Consider the following 17,875-nt stretch of genomic DNA (forward strand, 5'->3'; position numbering starts at 1 on the left):
CTGTTGAGTTTGCTGGTAATGCTTGGCGGCCCCTTAAGGGACACGTTAAATTCATGGAGGATAAATGACATCTCGGGAACTACTTGAAAAAGCCGTACACAGCAGCGCTGTTATTCATCAGCCTCATGCGCTAAAAGCCTATTTATCGGCTCACTTTCTTGCGAAGCACCTTGGGCAACCGGAAGCCTTGTGGCAACAAACCGCCAAATTGATTGCCAAGGATGGGTTGCTGGTTTCAACGGTACTTACCGTTAGTGTGCAGCCTGTCGCTTTCTCCGATTTACGCAGACATCGCATTCTGGCGCGTGGTATCTATCCCGCAGCCTATCAGGCTGTTTCCCAATGGCATGCCGAGTGCGGCTTTCAGGATATCTTTAAATTCTATATCGCCAAGGCGGCCAATAAGCCCGAATATTTATCTCATAATGTCACCATTTTGCTTGCGCTTAATGAGGTATACAGCGCCCTTCCTCCCGAGCGGGTGCCTGCATTTTTGAATCGTGTCACGGAGTTTGTCACCGCTACCTTCCCTAATGAAGAAAATAGAGAGCGCTGTGAGGCGATCACAGTTGGAGAACCGGGATCATTGGAGGATCTATTGCATTCCTGCTTGCAGCAGCCCGGCTTTTTTGGCCATAACCTTATCACCCTTGCTTGGATAGATCGCTGCAAAACCTCGTTATCTGATGCTCAATATAATGCCATGTTGGGCAATCTCAATTTACAAGCCGTCAGTCCCCTTGAAGATCCGGAGGATGAACTGGATGTAAACTTGTGGAACTCGTGCGCAACCCATCATGATCCAGATGGTTTTATTGAACAAATACGAGCGTTGGTTTTTGATAGCTGCTTTAACCTTCACCAAATTACCTTGGCTGATGCCCTCTGCTTCTTGCAGCAACAATACCCTGAGCATACAACTGAATTAATAAGGGTAGCCAAGTATCACACCATAAAATGTGCTGTAATGAGTTCATAAAAATAACACTGTAGGGTGCAATAAGCGCAACGCATTGCACCTCTTGCCTCTTTTAATATTTGGTGCAATTCACTTCGTTCATTGCACCCTACATTTTCCCCTCCCAAATAAAGACTCCATTGCTACCCAACACCCTCTCCTTTGTCATCCTGCCCGCAATTAATTAGTCACTATTTTATCGTCTGTTTTTCACTCGCCTCGGTAAAAAATAGTGGCCAAACCACTTGCCCAGATAAAACAAACGGTTGCCCGCAGAACGAGTGAATATTTCAATCAACGGCCAATTAATAGCCTTACTCAAAAGGGCGTTTTGATTATTTATACCTGAGCATGAACCCGCAGAGTGTGTGTCATTATAAGCTTAACGACAGATGAACAGACTGTGTCCCATGAAACGCATCTTTATATCCGATTAGCTCCCTTCCCATCGCAATCCTTTGATTTCCCCCGATGTTGTATCCACACATACCTGATGTGTTCGGGGCGATCTGCTGTGGCAAACGTGTAAACATCAAACTGACAAGATGAACTCATGAACTGTGATAAACAACAAGCCATGTCCGGCGTCATGCTGGCGGCGATTGGCGTAGTCTATGGCGATATCGGCACCAGCCCGCTCTATACCTTGCGCGAGTGCCTGTCAGGTCAATTCGGGTTCGGCGTCGAGCCGGCCTCCATTCTCGGCTTTCTCTCGCTGATCTTCTGGCTGCTGATCCTGGTGGTGTCGGTCAAGTACCTCTCCTTTGTGATGCGGGCCGACAACGCCGGCGAGGGTGGCATTCTCACCCTGATGTCGCTGGCGACCCGCAACGCCTCCACCCGCTGGACGCCGCTGCTGATCATCCTCGGCCTGATTGGCGGCAGCTTTTTCTATGGCGAGGTGGTGATCACCCCGGCGATGTCGGTGATGTCAGCCATCGAGGGTCTGAGCATTCTCACCCCCGCCCTCGACCCCTATATCGTCACCCTCTCGGTGCTGGTGCTGACCCTGCTGTTTGCCATCCAGAAACATGGCACTGCCATGGTGGGCAAGCTGTTTGCCCCCATCATGCTGATCTGGTTTATGACGCTGGCGGTGCTGGGGCTTCGCGGCATCATCCACAACCCCGAGGTGCTGGGTGCGCTTAACCCCATCTGGGCGGTGCGCTTCTTTATCCAGTACCAGACTACCTCCTTCTTTGCCCTCGGCGCCGTGGTGCTGGCCATCACAGGGGTGGAGGCGCTCTACGCGGATATGGGCCACTTTGGCAAGAATCCAATTCGCCTCGCCTGGTTTATCGTGGTGCTGCCCTCGCTGGTGCTCAACTACTTCGGGCAGGGGGCGCTGCTGCTGAGTAACCCCGCCGCCATTGCCAACCCCTTCTTCCTGCTCGCGCCGAAATGGGCGCTGGTGCCGCTGCTGCTCTTGGCAACCATGGCGACGGTGATCGCCTCGCAGGCGGTGATCTCCGGGGTCTTTTCCCTGACCCGGCAGGCGGTGCGGCTCGGTTATCTCTCCCCCATTCGCATCGTTCATACCTCCGAGCAGGAGTCCGGCCAGATTTATATTCCGGTCATCAACTGGATGCTCTATATCTCGGTGGTGATCGTCATCATGAGCTTCGAGCACTCCAGCAATCTGGCGGCGGCCTACGGCATCGCCGTAACCGGCACCATGGTGCTTACCTCCATCCTCTCCTGCTCGGTGGCCAAGAACAGCTGGCACTGGAACAAGTATCTGGTGGCCATCCTGTTTGCCGCGCTGCTCTGTATCGACGTGCCGCTGTTTGCCGCCAACCTTGCCAAGATCTTCTCCGGCGGCTGGCTGCCGCTCACCCTGGGCGCGGTGATGTTCACCGTGATGACCAGCTGGAAGAGCGAGCGTTTCCAGCTTATTCGCCGCCTGAACGAGCACGGCAACTCCCTTGAGCCGATGATCGCCTCGCTGGAGAAATCCCCGCCGACCCGGGTGGCCGGCACTGCCGTCTATATGTCGCGGGTGGTCAATGTGATCCCCCATGCGCTGCTGCACAACCTCAAACACAACAAGGTGCTGCACGAGCGGATCATCCTGCTCACCCTGCGGGTGGAGGATGTGCCCTACGTCCACAATGTGCGCCGGGTCTGCATCGAGCAGCTCTCCCCCACCTTCTGGCGGGTAGTGGCAAGCTACGGCTGGCGCGAGACTCCGAACGTGGAGGAGATCTTCCACCGCTGCAACGCCGAGGGGCTCAGTTGCCGGATGATGGAGACCTCGTTCTTTATGGCCCACGAGTCGCTCATCATGAAAGACCGCCCCTGGTATCTCTATCTGCGCGGCAAGCTCTTTATGCTGCTGCAGCGCAACGCCCTGCGCGCCCCGGATCAATTCGAGATCCCGCCCAACCGGGTCATCGAGCTGGGTTCGCAGGTGGATATCTGATGGCGGGTTGATGGCCTCTTGATGGCATAGAAAACGTCAGCAAATAGAGAGGGAGGCATTGGCCTCCCTCTCTTGTTTCCGTTAACCCAGTTACCGGCCCCCTCATCCCCACCCCTTCTCCCGCGAGGGGAGAAGGGGGCAAACCACGGCAAATCGAACCAGCTCATTTCCCCTCTCACAACAACCGTAGGGTGCAACAAGCGCAGCGCCGTGCACCGCGAACATATGTCGGAGCGGTGCAATTCACTGCGTTCATTGCACCCTACTCATGCTGCCTTTTCCGGGGTGACGAACCCTCTTGGCGGCTTCGTCACAAGTGACGAACGTCACAGTTCGACAGCCACATCAGCGCGTTCATCCAACCACACGAATATTTTTATTTATTTAAAAACAGCCACTTAAAACCAATTTCGCTGCAAAAACCATTCTGGCCCGTATCTTGCCAACCTGCCCCTACTTTCTCCGTTCGCGACACGACAAGGTAGGCTATGAACCGCTTCGTTATCGCTGACCCCAAGCTTTGTATCGGCTGTGGCACCTGTATGGCGGCCTGCAGCGAGGTACACAAGGCGCAAGGTTTGCAGCAAGCCCCCCGTTTAACCGTTATGCGACACGAGCAGGCGACCATGCCGGTTCAGTGCCGTCACTGTGACGATGCCCCCTGCATCAAGGTGTGCCCGGTCGAGGCAATTCGCCAGACCGGCGATTGCGTGCAACTCAACGAGTCGCTCTGCATCGGCTGCAATCTCTGCGCCGTGGCCTGCCCCTTTGGCGCTATCCAGAGCGGCGGCAGCCGTCCGGTGGCCGTGGCCACCAGTTACGACACCTATATCCCCTGCTCCATCCGCTCCAGCAACCCCTCCACCTCTGCCGGCCTGCGCTGCTTTGGCGAGGATCTGCTGAGCTGGGAGCCGGGCGTGCGCAGCATCGCGGTCAAGTGTGACCTGTGCGAGTTTCGCGCCGAAGGCCCCGCCTGTGTCGGTGCCTGCCCCTCCCAGGCGCTGAAGCTGGTCAATGACGGCGACACCGAACGCGCCGCCCGTATCCGTCGCCAGCAAGCGGCCGACACCAACCCGCAAGGGGCCTCTGCCTTCTCTGCGCCTGCCACGGCGCTCCCTGCATCCGATTTATCCACCACAGAGGGAGTTCGCTGATGTTGTCCCCCCTTGTAATGGCCACGCTCCTGCTCTTTTTGCTGGGCGCTGCCGCCGGTTTGCTGCTGCAAAAGCTGCCCGCACTGGCCAACCGCCTCAACAGCGGCTTTGCCCTGCTGGGCTCGCTCGCGGGTCTGGTCGCCGCCATCCAGATCTTTGCCCAAGGCGCCCCCGTCGACGGCCAGCTCTGGCTGCTGGGCTCGGTGCACCTCGACATGCTGGCCGCGCTGATGCTGCTGGTGATTAGCACCGTCGGCGTCGCCGTCGCCCTCTACTCCTTTGCCTATATCCGCGAATATCAGGGCAAGGGGGATGTGGCCATCGGCGCGCTGATGAACCTCTTCCTCTTTGCCATGGTGGGCATGGTGCTGGCCGACAACGCGCTCGGTTTCTTGCTCTGCTACGAGCTGGTGACCCTCACCACCTACTGGCTGGTCAAGACCAACCCCGAGGCCGCCAAACAGAGCCGGCTTTACTTGGTGATGAACCATATCGGCATGGCGCTGGTGCTGATCGCCTTCTGGCTGCTCTGCCGCGAATCTGGCTCGCTGGAGTTCGCCGCGCTGCGCGAGCACCATCTGGCGGGCGCATTGGCCTCGCTGGTGTTCCTGCTCAGCTTCTGCGGTTTTGGCCTGCGCGCCGGTTTCGTACCGCTGCACGGCTGGCTGCCGGTGGCCGAGCCCGTTGCACCCTCCCATATCTCGGCGCTGATGTCCGGCGTCATGGTGAAGCTGGGTCTCTTTGGCATCTTGCGGGTCAGCATCGATTTTCTCGGCGCCAGCCAGCTCTGGTGGGGCTATGTGGTGCTGATCTTCGGTGCCTGCTCGGCAGTGCTCGGGGTGCTGTTTGCGCTGGCCGAGCACGACCTCAAGCGGCTGCTCGCCTACCACACGGTGGAGAACATCGGCATCATCCTGATGGGGATGGGCATCGGCATGATCGGCATCGCCAACCAGCAACCGGCACTGGTGGTGCTGGGGCTGCTCGGTGCCCTCTATCACCTGCTCAACCACGCCATCTTCAAGAGCCTGCTCTTTATGGGCACCGGCTCTGTGATGTTCCGCCTGCACACTCGTGACATGGACAAGATGGGGGGGCTGGCCAAGCTGATGCCCTGGACTGCTCTGGCGTTCCTCATCGGTGCCATGGCCATCTCGGCGCTGCCGCCGCTCAACGGCTTTGTCAGCGAGTGGTTTATCTATCAGTCGCTCCTTTCCATGACCAAACTCGGCACCTCTGTCGTTGCGCCGCTCGCGGTAGTGATGCTGGCGGTAACCGGCGCCATGGCGGTGATGTGCTTCGTCAAGGTGTATGGCATCTGCTTCTGCGGCGCCCCGCGCAGCGAGAAGGCGAGCCACGCCCGCGAAGTGCCGGGCGCCATGGTGGCAGGCACCCTGCTGCTGGCTGCGGTCTGTCTGGTGCTGGGTCTGGGCGCCCCCTGGATTGCCCCCCATATCGCCAGCTATGGCCAAGCCTTGGTAAGCGGCCAGATGAACGTGGCCACTGGAGCCACCCTGCTGCCGCTCGACAGCTCACAAGCGATCCTCTCCCCGCCCGTTATCGCCATCACCTTGCTGGGGCTGTTCCTGATCCCGTTGCTGGTACTGGCCATCTTCAAGGGGCCCAAGCTGGGTCGTCGTCACGCCGGCACGCCGTGGGCCTGTGGTTACGCCTACGAGGAGCGCATGAGCCTCACCTCGGGCGGTGTCACCCACACCTTGCGCCAACTCTGCGCGCCGCTCTATCGCAAGCAGCCGCAGCTCGATCTGGCCAGCGCCCTGCACGGGGTGAGCGATACCAGCGGGACAACCGGCTGGCTGCTGCACGGTGTGGTGCTGGCGCTCTTTATCCTGATGGCTGTAGGAGTCTGATATGCCTGTTCTTGAAATGCCGAGCTGGGGCATGGTTGCCCTCGCCCTGACCCAGGCCATCGCCATGCTGGCGCTGGCGCCGCTCGCCACCGGTTTCAACCGGGTGCTGCGGGCCAAGATGCACTCCCGTCAGGGGCCGGGCCTGCTGCAGGATTACCGGGATATCGCCAAGCTCCTGCGCCGTCAGGAGGTGACCCCCGAGCCTGCCGGCATCATCTTCAACCTGATGCCTGCGCTGCTCATCGCCGCCTTGCTGCTGGTGGGGATGGCGCTGCCGACCCTGACTCACGAGTCTCCCTTCCCCATCGCCGGGGATCTCATCACCGATATCTATCTGTTCGCCATCTTCCGCTTCTTCTTCTCGCTGGCGGGGCTCGACAGCGGCAGCATGTTTGCAGGTATTGGTGCCCGCCGCGAGCTGACCCTCGGCATTCTGGTGGAGCCCATTCTGGTGCTCGCCTGCTTCATCATGGCGATGATGGTGGGCAGCTCGGATCTGGGCAATATCAGCAACTATGTGGCGACCCAGCCGCTGGCCGCGCCGATCGCCACCCTGCTGGCCGGTGCCGCCTGCGCCTTCGCGGTGTTTGTCGAGATGGGCAAGCTGCCCTTTGACTGCGCCGAAGCCGAGCAGGAGTTGCAGGAGGGGCCGCTGACCGAGTATTCCGGTGCGGGGCTAGCCCTGCTCAAGCTCTCCATCGGCCTCAAGCAGCTGGTGGTGGTGCAGCTCTTTTTGGTGATTTTCCTCCCCTTCGGCAAGGCGGCCAACTGGAGTCTGCCTGCACTGATCGGCGCGGCGCTGATCCTCGCCTGCAAGCTGCTGGTGGCCTTTTTACTGGCCGGCATCATCGAAAACGCCATGGCCCGAACCCAGTTCGTGCGCACCCACAAGCTCACCCGCTACGGGTTGGGGCTGGCCCTGCTGGCGCTGTTCGCCTATCTGGTCGGGATCTGAATCATGCCCGCCAGCACAACAACTTTTTCCGATTTCATCATTTGTGAATGCTCATTCCCGAACATTAAAGTGAGAACTGCATGACCATCGCCATTTCGGATCGCATCGGCTGCGACTACATCCAGCAGGTGCGAGCACAACTGCCCCACGCCATCGTCGACGAGGAGTGGCAAACCGCCGATCAGGCCACCATTACCGTCAAGCCCACCAGTCTGGTCGAGACCGCCAGCCTGATCTTCCATCAGCTGGGGGGCTGGCTTCCGCTCTCCTTTGCCAATGACGAGCGCAGCCTCAACGGCCACTTCGCCGTCTACCACGTCTTCTCCATGGAGGGCGACACCAAATGCTGGATCACCGTCAAGGTGCTGGTGGATGCCGATACCCAGGAGTACCCCTCCATCACCCCGACCATTCCGGCGGCGGTATGGGGCGAGCGGGAGATCCGCGACATGTACGGCCTGCGCGCCATCGGCCTGCCGGACGAACGCCGTCTGGTACTGCCGGATGACTGGCCGGAGGATATCCACCCGCTGCGCAAGGACGCCATGGATTATCGCCAGCGCCCGATGCCCACCACCGACACCGAGACCTACCCCTTCGTCAATGAGCTCGGCAGTGATGCCAACCGCATCGTGCCGGTCGGCCCGCTGCACATCACCTCGGATGAACCGGGCCACTTTCGTCTGTTCGTCGATGGCGAAGACATCATCGATGCCGACTACCGCCTCTTCTATGTCCATCGCGGCATGGAGAAGCTGGCGGAAACCCGGATGGGCTACAACGAAGTGGCGTTTCTGACCGACCGGGTCTGCGGCATCTGCGGTTTTACCCACAGCGTCGCCTACACCACCTCGGTGGAGAACGCCATGGGCATTCCGGTGCCGGAGCGGGCCAAGATGATCCGCGCCGTGCTGCTGGAGGTGGAGCGCCTGCACAGCCATATCCTCAACATCGGCCTGTCGAGCCACTTCACCGGTTTCGACACCGGCTTCATGCAGTTCTTCCGGGTGCGGGAGAAATCCATGACCCTGGCCGAGCTGCTCACCGGCGCCCGCAAGACCTACGGCCTCAACCTGATTGGCGGGGTACGCCGTGACATCTTCAAGGAAGATCGCATCAAGGGTGCCCAGCTGGTACGGGAGCTGCGTGATGAGCTCAAACCCCTGGTGGCCATGCTTCTGGACACCGCCAACATCTCCTCCCGCCTCATCGGTATCGGCAAGCTCGAGCCACAGATTGCCCGCGATTTCAGCTGCGTCGGCCCCATGGTGCGGGCGAGCGGCTTCAAGCGCGACGTGCGCCGGGTCCACGACTTTGCCGGCTACCGCGAGCTGCCGATGGAGATCCAGACCAAGGCGGGTTGCGATGTGCAGTCCCGGGTGCTGGTGCGCATCCACGAGCTCTACGACTCCCTCGACATGATTGAGTTTGGTCTTGAGCACCTGCCGGAAGGGCCGCTTTTGACCGAAGGGTTCACCTACCAGCCGGGCAAATTTGCGCTGGGCTTTACCGAGGCGCCCCGCGGCGAGAACGTCCACTGGAGCATGACCGGAGACAACCAGAAGCTGTTCCGCTGGCGCTGCCGCGCCGCCACCTACGCCAACTGGCCCGCCCTGCGCTACATGCTGCGCGGCAATACCGTGGCGGATGCGCCGCTCATCATCGGCAGTCTGGATCCCTGCTACTCCTGTACCGACCGGGTCACCCTGGTCGACCCCAAGAAGGGCAAATCCACCGTGGTCTCCTACAAGGAGATCGAGCGCTACGGCATCGATCGCAAAAACTCTCCGCTGAAATAAGGGGTCATCATGATCAAGCTGTTCAAGACCATCCTCAAGGCTGGCACCCCGACCGCCAAGTACCCCTTCGCCCCTTACGAGGTGAACCGGGATTTTCGCGGCAAACCGAAATATCAGGCGGATCAGTGCATCGCCTGCGCCGCCTGCACCAAGGCCTGCCCGGCCAACGCGCTGGTGATGGAAGTGGACATGGAGACCGGCGAACGGCGCTGGGAGATCTCCATGGCGCGCTGCATCTTCTGCGGCCGCTGCGAGGAGGTCTGCCCGACCCGCGCCATCGCGCTCTCACCCGAGTTTGAGCTGGCGGTGACCAACAAGGCGGATCTCTATGAGGAGGCCCGCTTCGCGCTGGCCCCCTGCACCCTGTGCGGCACCTACTTTGCCCCGAGCAAGCTGGTGGCACTGGTGGAGGACACCCTCAAGCAGGCGGGCACGCCGCTGACCACCCCGGAGCGACTGCACCACTGCCCCGACTGCAAACGAAAACAGAGCATGCTGAGCCAGCCTGACTCGGCCCTGATCACACCGATAGCCACACCGATGGCCGCACAAAAGGAGTGGATGTGATGAGCAAGATCAAAGGCATAGAACCGGTTGTCGGCCATGCCCATACCCGCGCCGTGCCGTTGGCACAGGATCCCGAGATCACCAAACTCAAGAAGACCCTGCTCAAGGACATTCGCCGCTCGGCCTATGTCTACCGGGTCGATTGCGGCGGCTGCAACGCCTGCGAAATCGAGATCTTCGCCACCATCACCCCGCTGTTCGATGCCGAGCGCTTCGGCATCAAGGTGGTCGCCTCCCCCCGCCACGCCGACATCCTGCTCTTTACCGGCGCGGTGACCCGGGCGATGCGGGTGCCGGCCCTGCGCGCCTACGAGGCGGCGCCCGATCCCAAGATCTGCATCGCCTACGGCGCCTGCGGCTGTGATGGCGGCATCTTCCACGACCTCTACTGCGTCTGGGGCGGCACCGACAAAATCGTGCCGGTGGATGTCTATATCCCGGGCTGCCCTCCGACACCGGCGGCTACCATCTACGGCTTTGCCGTGGCGCTCGGTCTGCTTGAGCAAAAACTCAAAGCCACCAGCCACGAGGTGCAACCGGGTGAGCGGGTCGAACTGCGCCACACCGGCATCCCCAACGAAATTCGGGTGATGATCGAACGCGAAGCGCGCCGCATGGCCGGTTATCGGCAGGGGCGGATCATCGCCGACGAGTTTATGGCCCTGCTTGAAGGGGCGACCCAGCAAGATGTGGATCTGCGTATCCAGAGCTACCTCGATCAGCACGACGATCCGCGCCTCTCGGAGATCGTCAACAACCTCGCAAACGCCTGCCTCAACCGGGCAGCCGGCAAGGGAGAGGCGGTGCATGGCTGACGAGGTTTTTTTCTACCGCCTGTCGCGCAAGTTCGTCGACGAGCAGTTCGACGTGCCGGAAGAGGCCAAGGAGGTGATGTACTACAGCCTCGCCATCGGCCACCACCTCGGCATCGTCGATTGCCTGCGAGCAGACCTGGTCTGCTCGCTGACCGGTTATCGCGACTGGGTAGCCAAGCTGCCAGAGGGGAGTGAAGCGCGCCGCAAGATGGAGGGGTTTCTCACCTTTGGCGAGATCACCATCTATCGCGAGCACTGCCATATGCTGGCCTGCGCCTTCGACCGGCTGCGCAAAACCGACAATCTACTCGATGAGCAGGAGCTGGGCTGGACCAACACCTTTATGGATCAGCTCACCGCCCTATTTAACGACCCCCATATGTACCTGATGGTAAGGAGCCGCTGATGGGCTGCAATCTCGTGTTGACCGTGGGCAATGCCATGATGGGGGACGACGGTGCCGGCCCCTATCTCGCCGACAAGCTGCACGCAGCCCCCCTGCCCGGCTGGATCCATATCGACGGCGGCATCGCGCCGGAAAATGTGGTCTACAAGGTGCGGGAGCTGCAACCGGAGCGGGTGGTGCTGGTGGATGCCGCCGAGATCGGCGAGAAGGCGGGAACCCTGCAGGTGATCCCCCCCGAGACCATCGCCGAGATGTTTATCTTCTCGACCCACAATATGCCGCTCAATTTCCTGATCGACGAGCTCAAGACCTTTATCCCCGAGGTGATCTTTGTCGGGGTACAACCGGCCATCGTGGCGTTCTCCTTCCCGATGACCGAGATGGTGAGCGAGGCGATGGATTATCTTTATCAGCATCTTGATGCCGCCAGGGATACCGGTCTGTTAATAGATAAACTGGATCAGTGGAATATTGCCAACGCCAACCGGTGATTATTTATCGAGTTGTTAACGACCGTTATTGACCGACGGTTCCGGCAATGTGATCGAGGCCCGATGTTAAATTAAAAACATCGGGCTAATTGTGCTGAACTTGATATAAAACAAGGTTCTTTGCTTTTTTCAAAAAATCGCTAACTCTCGATTTTTTATGACAAAAAAAGCGTTGCCAGTCACAGAAATTTGCCACAAAATGGCGACCGTTACGGAAGTTGATGGGGTCTGGTGGCCTCCTCGGTCTTCAAAACCGATGTGAGCCGAGAAGGCTTTGGCAGGTTCGATTCCTGCCTCTTCCGCCAAATTTATCTATTGAACAAATACTCTCTCGCTGAATTTTTCGGCCTGGATGTTATTTCCATTGTTTGTTCAATATGTTTGAAGTAATACCTTAAAAAAGGTGCTTGCCGCTTGCCAATATAATCCGAACTCAGGTTATCTCGCTGGCCAAAAATTAATTTATCAGCATCGATGCAGCATTAATTTATACCCGCTCATTGATGCATCCAGTTTGCAGTCATCCGCAAATCGCCAGCAGTGCCATAACCCGTCAGCTCGGCCTCTCTATCGGCAAACCGGTGCGCATCCCGAACCCACGCACTGCACTGGTAATCCCATGCCGAACTCGTCTCACGCGCCAGCCATCCCCCACCGCCAGCCCGCATCAGGTACGGCTGCCGACGATTCACAGCCAGATTCACAGCAACAGAACAGCCAGCAACCAACGCGCCGTCTGCCGCAAGTGGAACAGCTGCTGCAACAACCTTTTCTCGCCGTGTTTATCGAGGCGCTAAGCCGCCCGTTGGTAACTCAGGCGGTGCGCGACACCCTGAGCGAGCTGCGCCAGAGCGAAGATTTTCGCCAGCATGGCGTCGCCCCCGAGCAGATCGAGGCTCTGATTGCCAAACGCTGCCAACAGCAGTTGCGCCAGCGTCAAACCCGGGTGATCAACGCCACCGGCACCCTGGTGCATACCAATTTGGGGCGTTCGCCGTTAAGTGCCGATCTGTGGGACGAGGTGCGTGACCTCAACACCGGCTACAACAATCTGGAGCTGGATCTCGCCACCGGCAAACGCGGCGGGCGCAAGGGGCTGATCGCCCCCCTGCTCCGTTGCCTCACTCAGGCTGAGGATTCGCTGGTGGTGAACAACAACGCCGCCTCGCTCTTCTTGCTGCTGCAGGAGGTGGCCAAGGGGCGCGAGGTGATCGTCTCGCGCGGCGAGCAGATCCAGATTGGTGGCGGCTTTCGCATTCCCGATATTCTGGCGCTCTCCGGTGCCAAACTGGTGGAGGTGGGCACTACCAATATCACTACCGCCAAAGATTACCTCGATGCCATCACCGATCAGACCGCGCTGGTACTGATGGTGCACAGATCCAATTTCGCCATTCGCGGCTTTACCGAATCCCCCGATATCGGCGAGGTGGCACGCGCCCTGCCCGAACATGTAGTGCTGGCGGTGGATCAGGGGTCGGGCTTGACCACCGAAGAGTTTGCACCGGATGAAACCTCGGTACACCAGTACATCAAGGCGGGGGCAGATCTGGTCTGCTACTCAGGCGACAAGCTCTTGGGGGGCCCGCAAGCGGGCATCATCAGCGGCCGCAGCGACCTTATCAAGCGGCTGGAAAAACACCCCATGATGCGCACCTTCCGCCCGAGCCGCATCGTCTACTCCCTGCTCGAACGCCTGCTCATCCACAAGCTCAACAAGTCCCCCATCGGTGAAGGGATTGCCCAGCGCACCTTGAGCAACCCGGCCGCCATGCAGACGAGAGCCGACCAGCTGATGGCCGCCCTGCCCGGCTGCTTTGTGCCGGTCCCCGCCCAGCTGGTAGTGGGCGGCGGCACCTTGCCGGACGAGTTCTACCCGGCGCCCGCGCTGGAGTGCACCGACCCGCGCCCGGCCCAGCAGCTGCTCGATGATTTGCGCGAACTGCCCGTCCCTGTCATCGCCACGGTGCGCCAGCAGAAGGTGCTGCTCAATATGGCCACCCTGCTGCCGACCGAGATGGAACTGCTGATCGCCCAACTCAAGGAGTTGCTGCTGCCCGCCCCGTTCAATGCAACAAATGCGACCGAGGAACCTTGATCCCATGACCCCCTATCGCGCCGTTATCGGCCTTGCCGGCCACGTGGATCATGGCAAAACCCTGCTGATCAAGGCCCTCACCGGCATCACCACGGCCCGCGCCCACGAGCAGGCCATCGGTATGACCCAGGATCTCGGCTTTGCCCACTTCGATGACGGTCAGGGCAACACCATAGGCGTCATCGACGTGCCCGGCCACGAGCGCTATATCCGCAACATGGTGGCGGGGCTCTGGAGTCTGGATCTGGTGCTGCTGGTCATTGCCGCCGACGAGGGGTGGATGCCGATGACCGGCGATCACCTGCGCCTGCTCAAGGCGATGGGGGTACCGCGCCTCTTGGTCTGCATCAACAAGTGCGATCTGGTTAACTCCGACGAGCTTTTGCTGTTGGAAGAGAGCCTGCTGGAGCGGGTGATGGACGAGAGCGGCATGGTGCCCGACATCGTCAGCGTCAGTGCCAAGACCGGCGCCAATATGACCGCCCTGCACACCGCCATCGTGCGCCAGCTGGGGGATATGGCCGAGCATCATGTCCCCCGCGAGCAGGCCGCCCCGCGACTGTATGTAGACAGAGTCTTTACCGCCAATGGCACCGGTACCGTGCTTACCGGCACCTTGCAGCAGGGCAGCCTCAAGGTGGGGGACAAGCTGCGCCTCTACCCCGCCGATCGGGAGGTGCAGGTGCGCTCCCTGCAGGCCTATCACCAGAGCGTCGACGAGATTGGCGCCGTCTGCCGGGTAGCGGTGGGCCTTAAAAAGGTGCCCCACAAGGAGGTGGCCCGCGGTCACTGTCTTACCAGCACTGTCGGCCAGTGCGAGGCGGCAACCCACCTTATTGTGCGACTCAACGCCGAGAGCCTGAGAGACAAGGCGCTACGCCCCTCTCAGCACAACAAGGAGGTCGAAGTGGCCCTTGGCAGCTGGCATGGCCGAGCCCGTTTCGTGCCCATCAAGGATACCCGGCTGGCACGGCTGATCTTTACCAGCCCCATCCCCTGCTTCTTTGGCCAGCCGCTCGCCATCATTCGCCACGGCAGCAGCGAACTGCTGCACGGCGCCCGCATCGTCTGGTGCGGCGACATCCATCCCGCCAGACGCAAGGCGCTACACGCCCTGCTGGGTGAGCTGCCTGATGAGCTCAAGCACTACAACCCGGCCACCCTGCAACTGGGGCTCAACGGCTATGTGCCGGCCGGCCGCTTTGACCAGCAACCCGAGCAGGTCACCCCCCTCGGTGAGTGGCTGCTGGACAACCACTGGCTGGCCCAAAGCCGCGACCAGCTGCTCGCCACGCTGGCCAGCGAACCGCTGAGTGCCGCCGAGCTGGCAACCCGCTTTGGCATCGCCCTGCCGGTCACTCAGGCCCTGCTCCAGCAGCTCAAGAGTGAGCAGCACATTCGCCTGCACCATGACAAGTGGCAGCAGGGCAGCGGCGAGTCGGAAGATGATCTGGGGGAAGAGGCGCAGCTGGTGCTCAAGGTGGTGCGAGATCAAGGCAAGGAGGGGTACGAGCCCGGTAAACTGGGCCCCGGCGGCGTGGAGCTGGATCCCTTTATCACCCGCAAACTGCCCGCCGCCCTGCAGCAGGGCTTGCTGCAAAAAGGCGCGTTGCAAAAGCAGCTGCGCAATCTGGCGCGACTCAAGTATCTGGTGCAGCTCGATGGCCCCATCTACTACGACGCCGAGCTTTACAACCAGATGGTCGCCGAAGTGCTGGCGGGCCAGCAGGTGGGAGATCTGATCGACATGGCATCCCTCAAGGAGATCACCGGTTTGTCGCGTAAATACGCCATTCCGTTCTGCCTGCGCATGGAGATGGATGGCTGGGTGCGGCGCGAGGAGAACGAGCGCCGGGTGCTGCGTTTGCCGCAGACTCAAGATGAGATGGAGCCGGCATGAGAGCTGCCACAGCCCCCTCTGGCTCTGCCAATCCTGTGGCCAACCGGCTGCGCCGCGAATTTCATATCGACGGCATAGTTCAGGGGGTCGGCTTTCGCCCCTTCGTCTATGGGCTGGCGTTGCGCCACGGCCTTGCCGGCTATGTACTGAACGATGCCAACGGCGTCACCATCGGCGCCGAAGGATCGCCCGAGCAGCTCGCCAGCTTTGCCCGCGAACTGCGGGAACTGGCGCCGCCACTGAGCCGCATCGATCATTTCAGCGAGCGGGAACTGCCCTTCGCTCATGATCCCGACTTCGATGGCCAATTTCATGGCCAGTTTCGAATTAAAGCGAGCCAGCAGCAGAGCGCGGCCACGGTCGCCATCTCGCCGGATCAGGGGATGTGCGAGGCATGCGCCACGGACGTGGCCAACCCCAACGATCGCCACCATCGCTACCCCTTTACCAACTGCACCCACTGCGGCCCGCGCTACACCATCATCCGCCGCCTCCCCTACGACAGACCCCATACCGCCATGGCAGGCTTTGCCATGTGCCCGCGCTGCGCTGCGGCCTATGAAAACCCGCTAGATCGACGCTACCACGCCCAGCCGGTGAGCTGCCCCGAGTGCGGGCCCCATCTCAGCTGGCGAAATGGCCGTGGCGATGCGCTGGCCGAGCGCGAAGAGGCGCTGCACGCCGCCGCCCGCGCCCTGCAAGCGGGGGCGCTGATTGCGGTCAAGGGGATGGGGGGTTATCACCTGATGTGTGATGCCCGCAATGAACAGAGTGTGGCCAGATTACGAACACTCAAGCGGCGCGCGCGCAAACCGCTGGCGGTGATGATGGGCTCCCTTGCCGAGGCCAAACTGCATGTCACCGGCTGCGAAGCAGAGTGGAAGCTGCTCGCCTCTCAGGCCAGACCCATCACCTTGCTGCGCAAGCGCATTAACGATGATCGGCTCTCAGAATCCCTACTGACAACCGCGCCGCTGGCTGAGAGGATCGCCCCCGGCATCCCCTACCTTGGCATCATGCTCCCCTATACCCCGCTCCATCAGCTGCTGCTGGATGCCTGCGCCATGCCGCTGGTGGCCACCAGTGCCAATGGTCGCGGCAGCCCAATCCTTATCGAGTGCGAGACGGTGATCAGGGAACTCGGCAGCGAGATTGACGGCATCCTGGATCACAACCGCCCCATCCTGCACCCGTGCGACGACAGTCTGGTGCAGTGGGCGGGCGGACGACGCCAGACGTTACGGCTGGCCCGAGGCTATGCCCCCTGCACCCCCAGCCTGCAAGAGGCGGTCAAGGCGCCGCTGCTGGCGGTCGGGGCGCAGCAGAAGAACCAGCTGGCGCTCGCCTTCGGCCGCCAGCGCATCTACAGCCCCTATATCGGCGATCTGCACAGCCTGCCGATGCAGGAGCACTTCGAGCAGACCCTGACGACCTTTCGCGATCTCTACGATCTCAAACCCGAACTGCTGGTCTCGGATCGCCACTCGGGCTATCTCAGCCATCAGTGGGCCAAACGCTATTGCCAGGATCAGGGCGCAACCCATCTCGAGGTGCAGCACCATCACGCCCACCTGCTGGGGGTGATGGCCGAGCACAACATCACAGGCCCGGTGCTGGGTGTTGCCTTCGATGGCACCGGCCTTGGCGATGACGGCACCCTCTGGGGTGGCGAGCTGCTGCTGGCCGATGTGAAGGACTTTACGCGGGTTGCCCACCTCCAGCCTTTCAAACTGATCGGCGGCGAGGCGGCCATTCGCGAGCCGGTGCGCCAGCTACTGGGGCTGCTGTTTGAATCGCACACTCCTGAGCAGATCAGCGCCCTCGATATTCCGGCGATCAAGCAACTGCCCGCTGGGCAGATCAACAATCTGCACCAGCTCTGGCAGCTGGGTCGAAACGCCCCTTACACCAGTTCCATCGGTCGACTATTCGATGCGGTGGCGGCGCTCTTGGGAGTGATCGACACCCCCGATTACGAGGGCGAAGCGGGGCTATTGCTGGAGGCAGCCGCCTTGCAGCTGGCCCCTGATGAACAGCCCTTACCCCTTGCCTTTGATCTCAGCCAATCAGCGGAAGGGCCGCTGCAGATCGAGTGGGCCGAGCTCATCAATACCCTTGTCAGCGAGCGGCGCCAAGGCACCTCCACCGCCAGCCTGGCCGCCGGTTTTATCCGCGCCATCAGCAATCTGGTCATCGCCCTTGCCGAACGCTTCCCCGGCTATCCGGTGGCGCTGGGGGGCGGCGTCTTTCAAAACCGGGTGCTGATGGATCAGCTGGTTCCCGCGCTCGAAGCGGCCGGTCGGCAGGTATTGACCAGCGAAACCCTGCCGCTCAATGACGGTGGCATCGCCGCCGGTCAGCTCTGGTTTGCCATCCACCATCTTGCCACGCATCAGCCTGTCACAACCGGTTGTGCCACCTTGTCGGAGTCCTGAAATT

General features: G+C 60.7%; 13 protein-coding genes and 1 tRNA gene. All 14 read left to right on the forward strand.

Annotation, left to right across the window (positions count from 1 at the left end; genetic code table 11):
- The first annotated feature begins 64 nt into the window (after positions 1-64).
- Positions 65-979, forward strand: coding sequence for a hypothetical protein (locus AAHA41_RS12675; RefSeq protein ID WP_323069180.1), 915 nt, complete (start codon positions 65-67; stop codon positions 977-979).
- A gap of 532 nt (positions 980-1,511) precedes the next feature.
- Positions 1,512-3,380 carry a low affinity potassium transporter Kup gene (gene kup, locus AAHA41_RS12680; RefSeq protein ID WP_024944982.1) on the forward strand — a complete coding sequence of 623 codons (1,869 nt, stop codon included), beginning with the start codon at positions 1,512-1,514 and terminating at the stop codon, positions 3,378-3,380.
- Positions 3,381-3,868: 488 nt separating this feature from the next.
- Positions 3,869-4,534, forward strand: a complete 666-nt coding sequence (locus AAHA41_RS12685) for a 4Fe-4S dicluster domain-containing protein (RefSeq protein WP_139411686.1) — start codon at positions 3,869-3,871, stop codon at positions 4,532-4,534.
- On the forward strand, positions 4,534-6,405 hold the full coding sequence (gene hyfB / locus AAHA41_RS12690; protein ID WP_323069182.1) for a hydrogenase 4 subunit B: 1,872 nt from the start codon (positions 4,534-4,536) through the stop codon (positions 6,403-6,405). The genes AAHA41_RS12685 and hyfB overlap by 1 nt, the downstream gene beginning before the upstream one ends.
- 1 nt (position 6,406) lies before the next feature.
- Positions 6,407-7,360 (forward strand): NADH-quinone oxidoreductase subunit H, encoded by a 954-nt coding sequence (locus AAHA41_RS12695; protein ID WP_323069183.1) that lies wholly within the window; start codon positions 6,407-6,409, stop codon positions 7,358-7,360.
- A gap of 80 nt (positions 7,361-7,440) precedes the next feature.
- Positions 7,441-9,159 carry a hydrogenase large subunit gene (locus tag AAHA41_RS12700; RefSeq protein ID WP_040065714.1) on the forward strand — a complete coding sequence of 573 codons (1,719 nt, stop codon included), beginning with the start codon at positions 7,441-7,443 and terminating at the stop codon, positions 9,157-9,159.
- A 9-nt stretch (positions 9,160-9,168) separates the two neighbouring features.
- Positions 9,169-9,726 carry a formate hydrogenlyase complex iron-sulfur subunit gene (locus tag AAHA41_RS12705; protein ID WP_042053810.1) on the forward strand — a complete coding sequence of 186 codons (558 nt, stop codon included), beginning with the start codon at positions 9,169-9,171 and terminating at the stop codon, positions 9,724-9,726.
- Entirely contained in the window at positions 9,726-10,541 is an 816-nt protein-coding gene (locus AAHA41_RS12710; RefSeq protein ID WP_005333324.1) for an NADH-quinone oxidoreductase subunit B family protein, read from the forward strand. Before AAHA41_RS12705 ends, AAHA41_RS12710 begins: the two co-directional genes overlap by 1 nt.
- Positions 10,534-10,947 carry a formate hydrogenlyase maturation HycH family protein gene (locus AAHA41_RS12715; protein WP_151286377.1) on the forward strand — a complete coding sequence of 138 codons (414 nt, stop codon included), beginning with the start codon at positions 10,534-10,536 and terminating at the stop codon, positions 10,945-10,947. The genes AAHA41_RS12710 and AAHA41_RS12715 overlap by 8 nt, the downstream gene beginning before the upstream one ends.
- Positions 10,947-11,438, forward strand: coding sequence for a hydrogenase maturation peptidase HycI (hycI, locus tag AAHA41_RS12720; protein WP_323069185.1), 492 nt, complete (start codon positions 10,947-10,949; stop codon positions 11,436-11,438). The genes AAHA41_RS12715 and hycI overlap by 1 nt, the downstream gene beginning before the upstream one ends.
- A 213-nt stretch (positions 11,439-11,651) precedes the next feature.
- Positions 11,652-11,743, forward strand: a tRNA-Sec gene (locus AAHA41_RS12725).
- 314 nt (positions 11,744-12,057) lie between these two features.
- Positions 12,058-13,536: an L-seryl-tRNA(Sec) selenium transferase gene (selA, locus tag AAHA41_RS12730; protein ID WP_323069187.1), complete on the forward strand. Its 1,479-nt coding sequence runs from the start codon at positions 12,058-12,060 to the stop codon at positions 13,534-13,536.
- A 4-nt stretch (positions 13,537-13,540) separates the two neighbouring features.
- On the forward strand, positions 13,541-15,436 hold the full coding sequence (gene selB / locus AAHA41_RS12735; RefSeq protein WP_323069189.1) for a selenocysteine-specific translation elongation factor: 1,896 nt from the start codon (positions 13,541-13,543) through the stop codon (positions 15,434-15,436).
- Positions 15,433-17,871, forward strand: coding sequence for a carbamoyltransferase HypF (gene hypF, locus AAHA41_RS12740; protein ID WP_323069191.1), 2,439 nt, complete (start codon positions 15,433-15,435; stop codon positions 17,869-17,871). The genes selB and hypF overlap by 4 nt, the downstream gene beginning before the upstream one ends.
- Positions 17,872-17,875 lie beyond the last annotated feature (4 nt).

Origin of the sequence: Aeromonas sp. SER, assembly GCF_038739615.1 — a bacterium.
Taxonomy (GTDB): Bacteria; Pseudomonadota; Gammaproteobacteria; order Enterobacterales; family Aeromonadaceae; genus Aeromonas; species Aeromonas jandaei.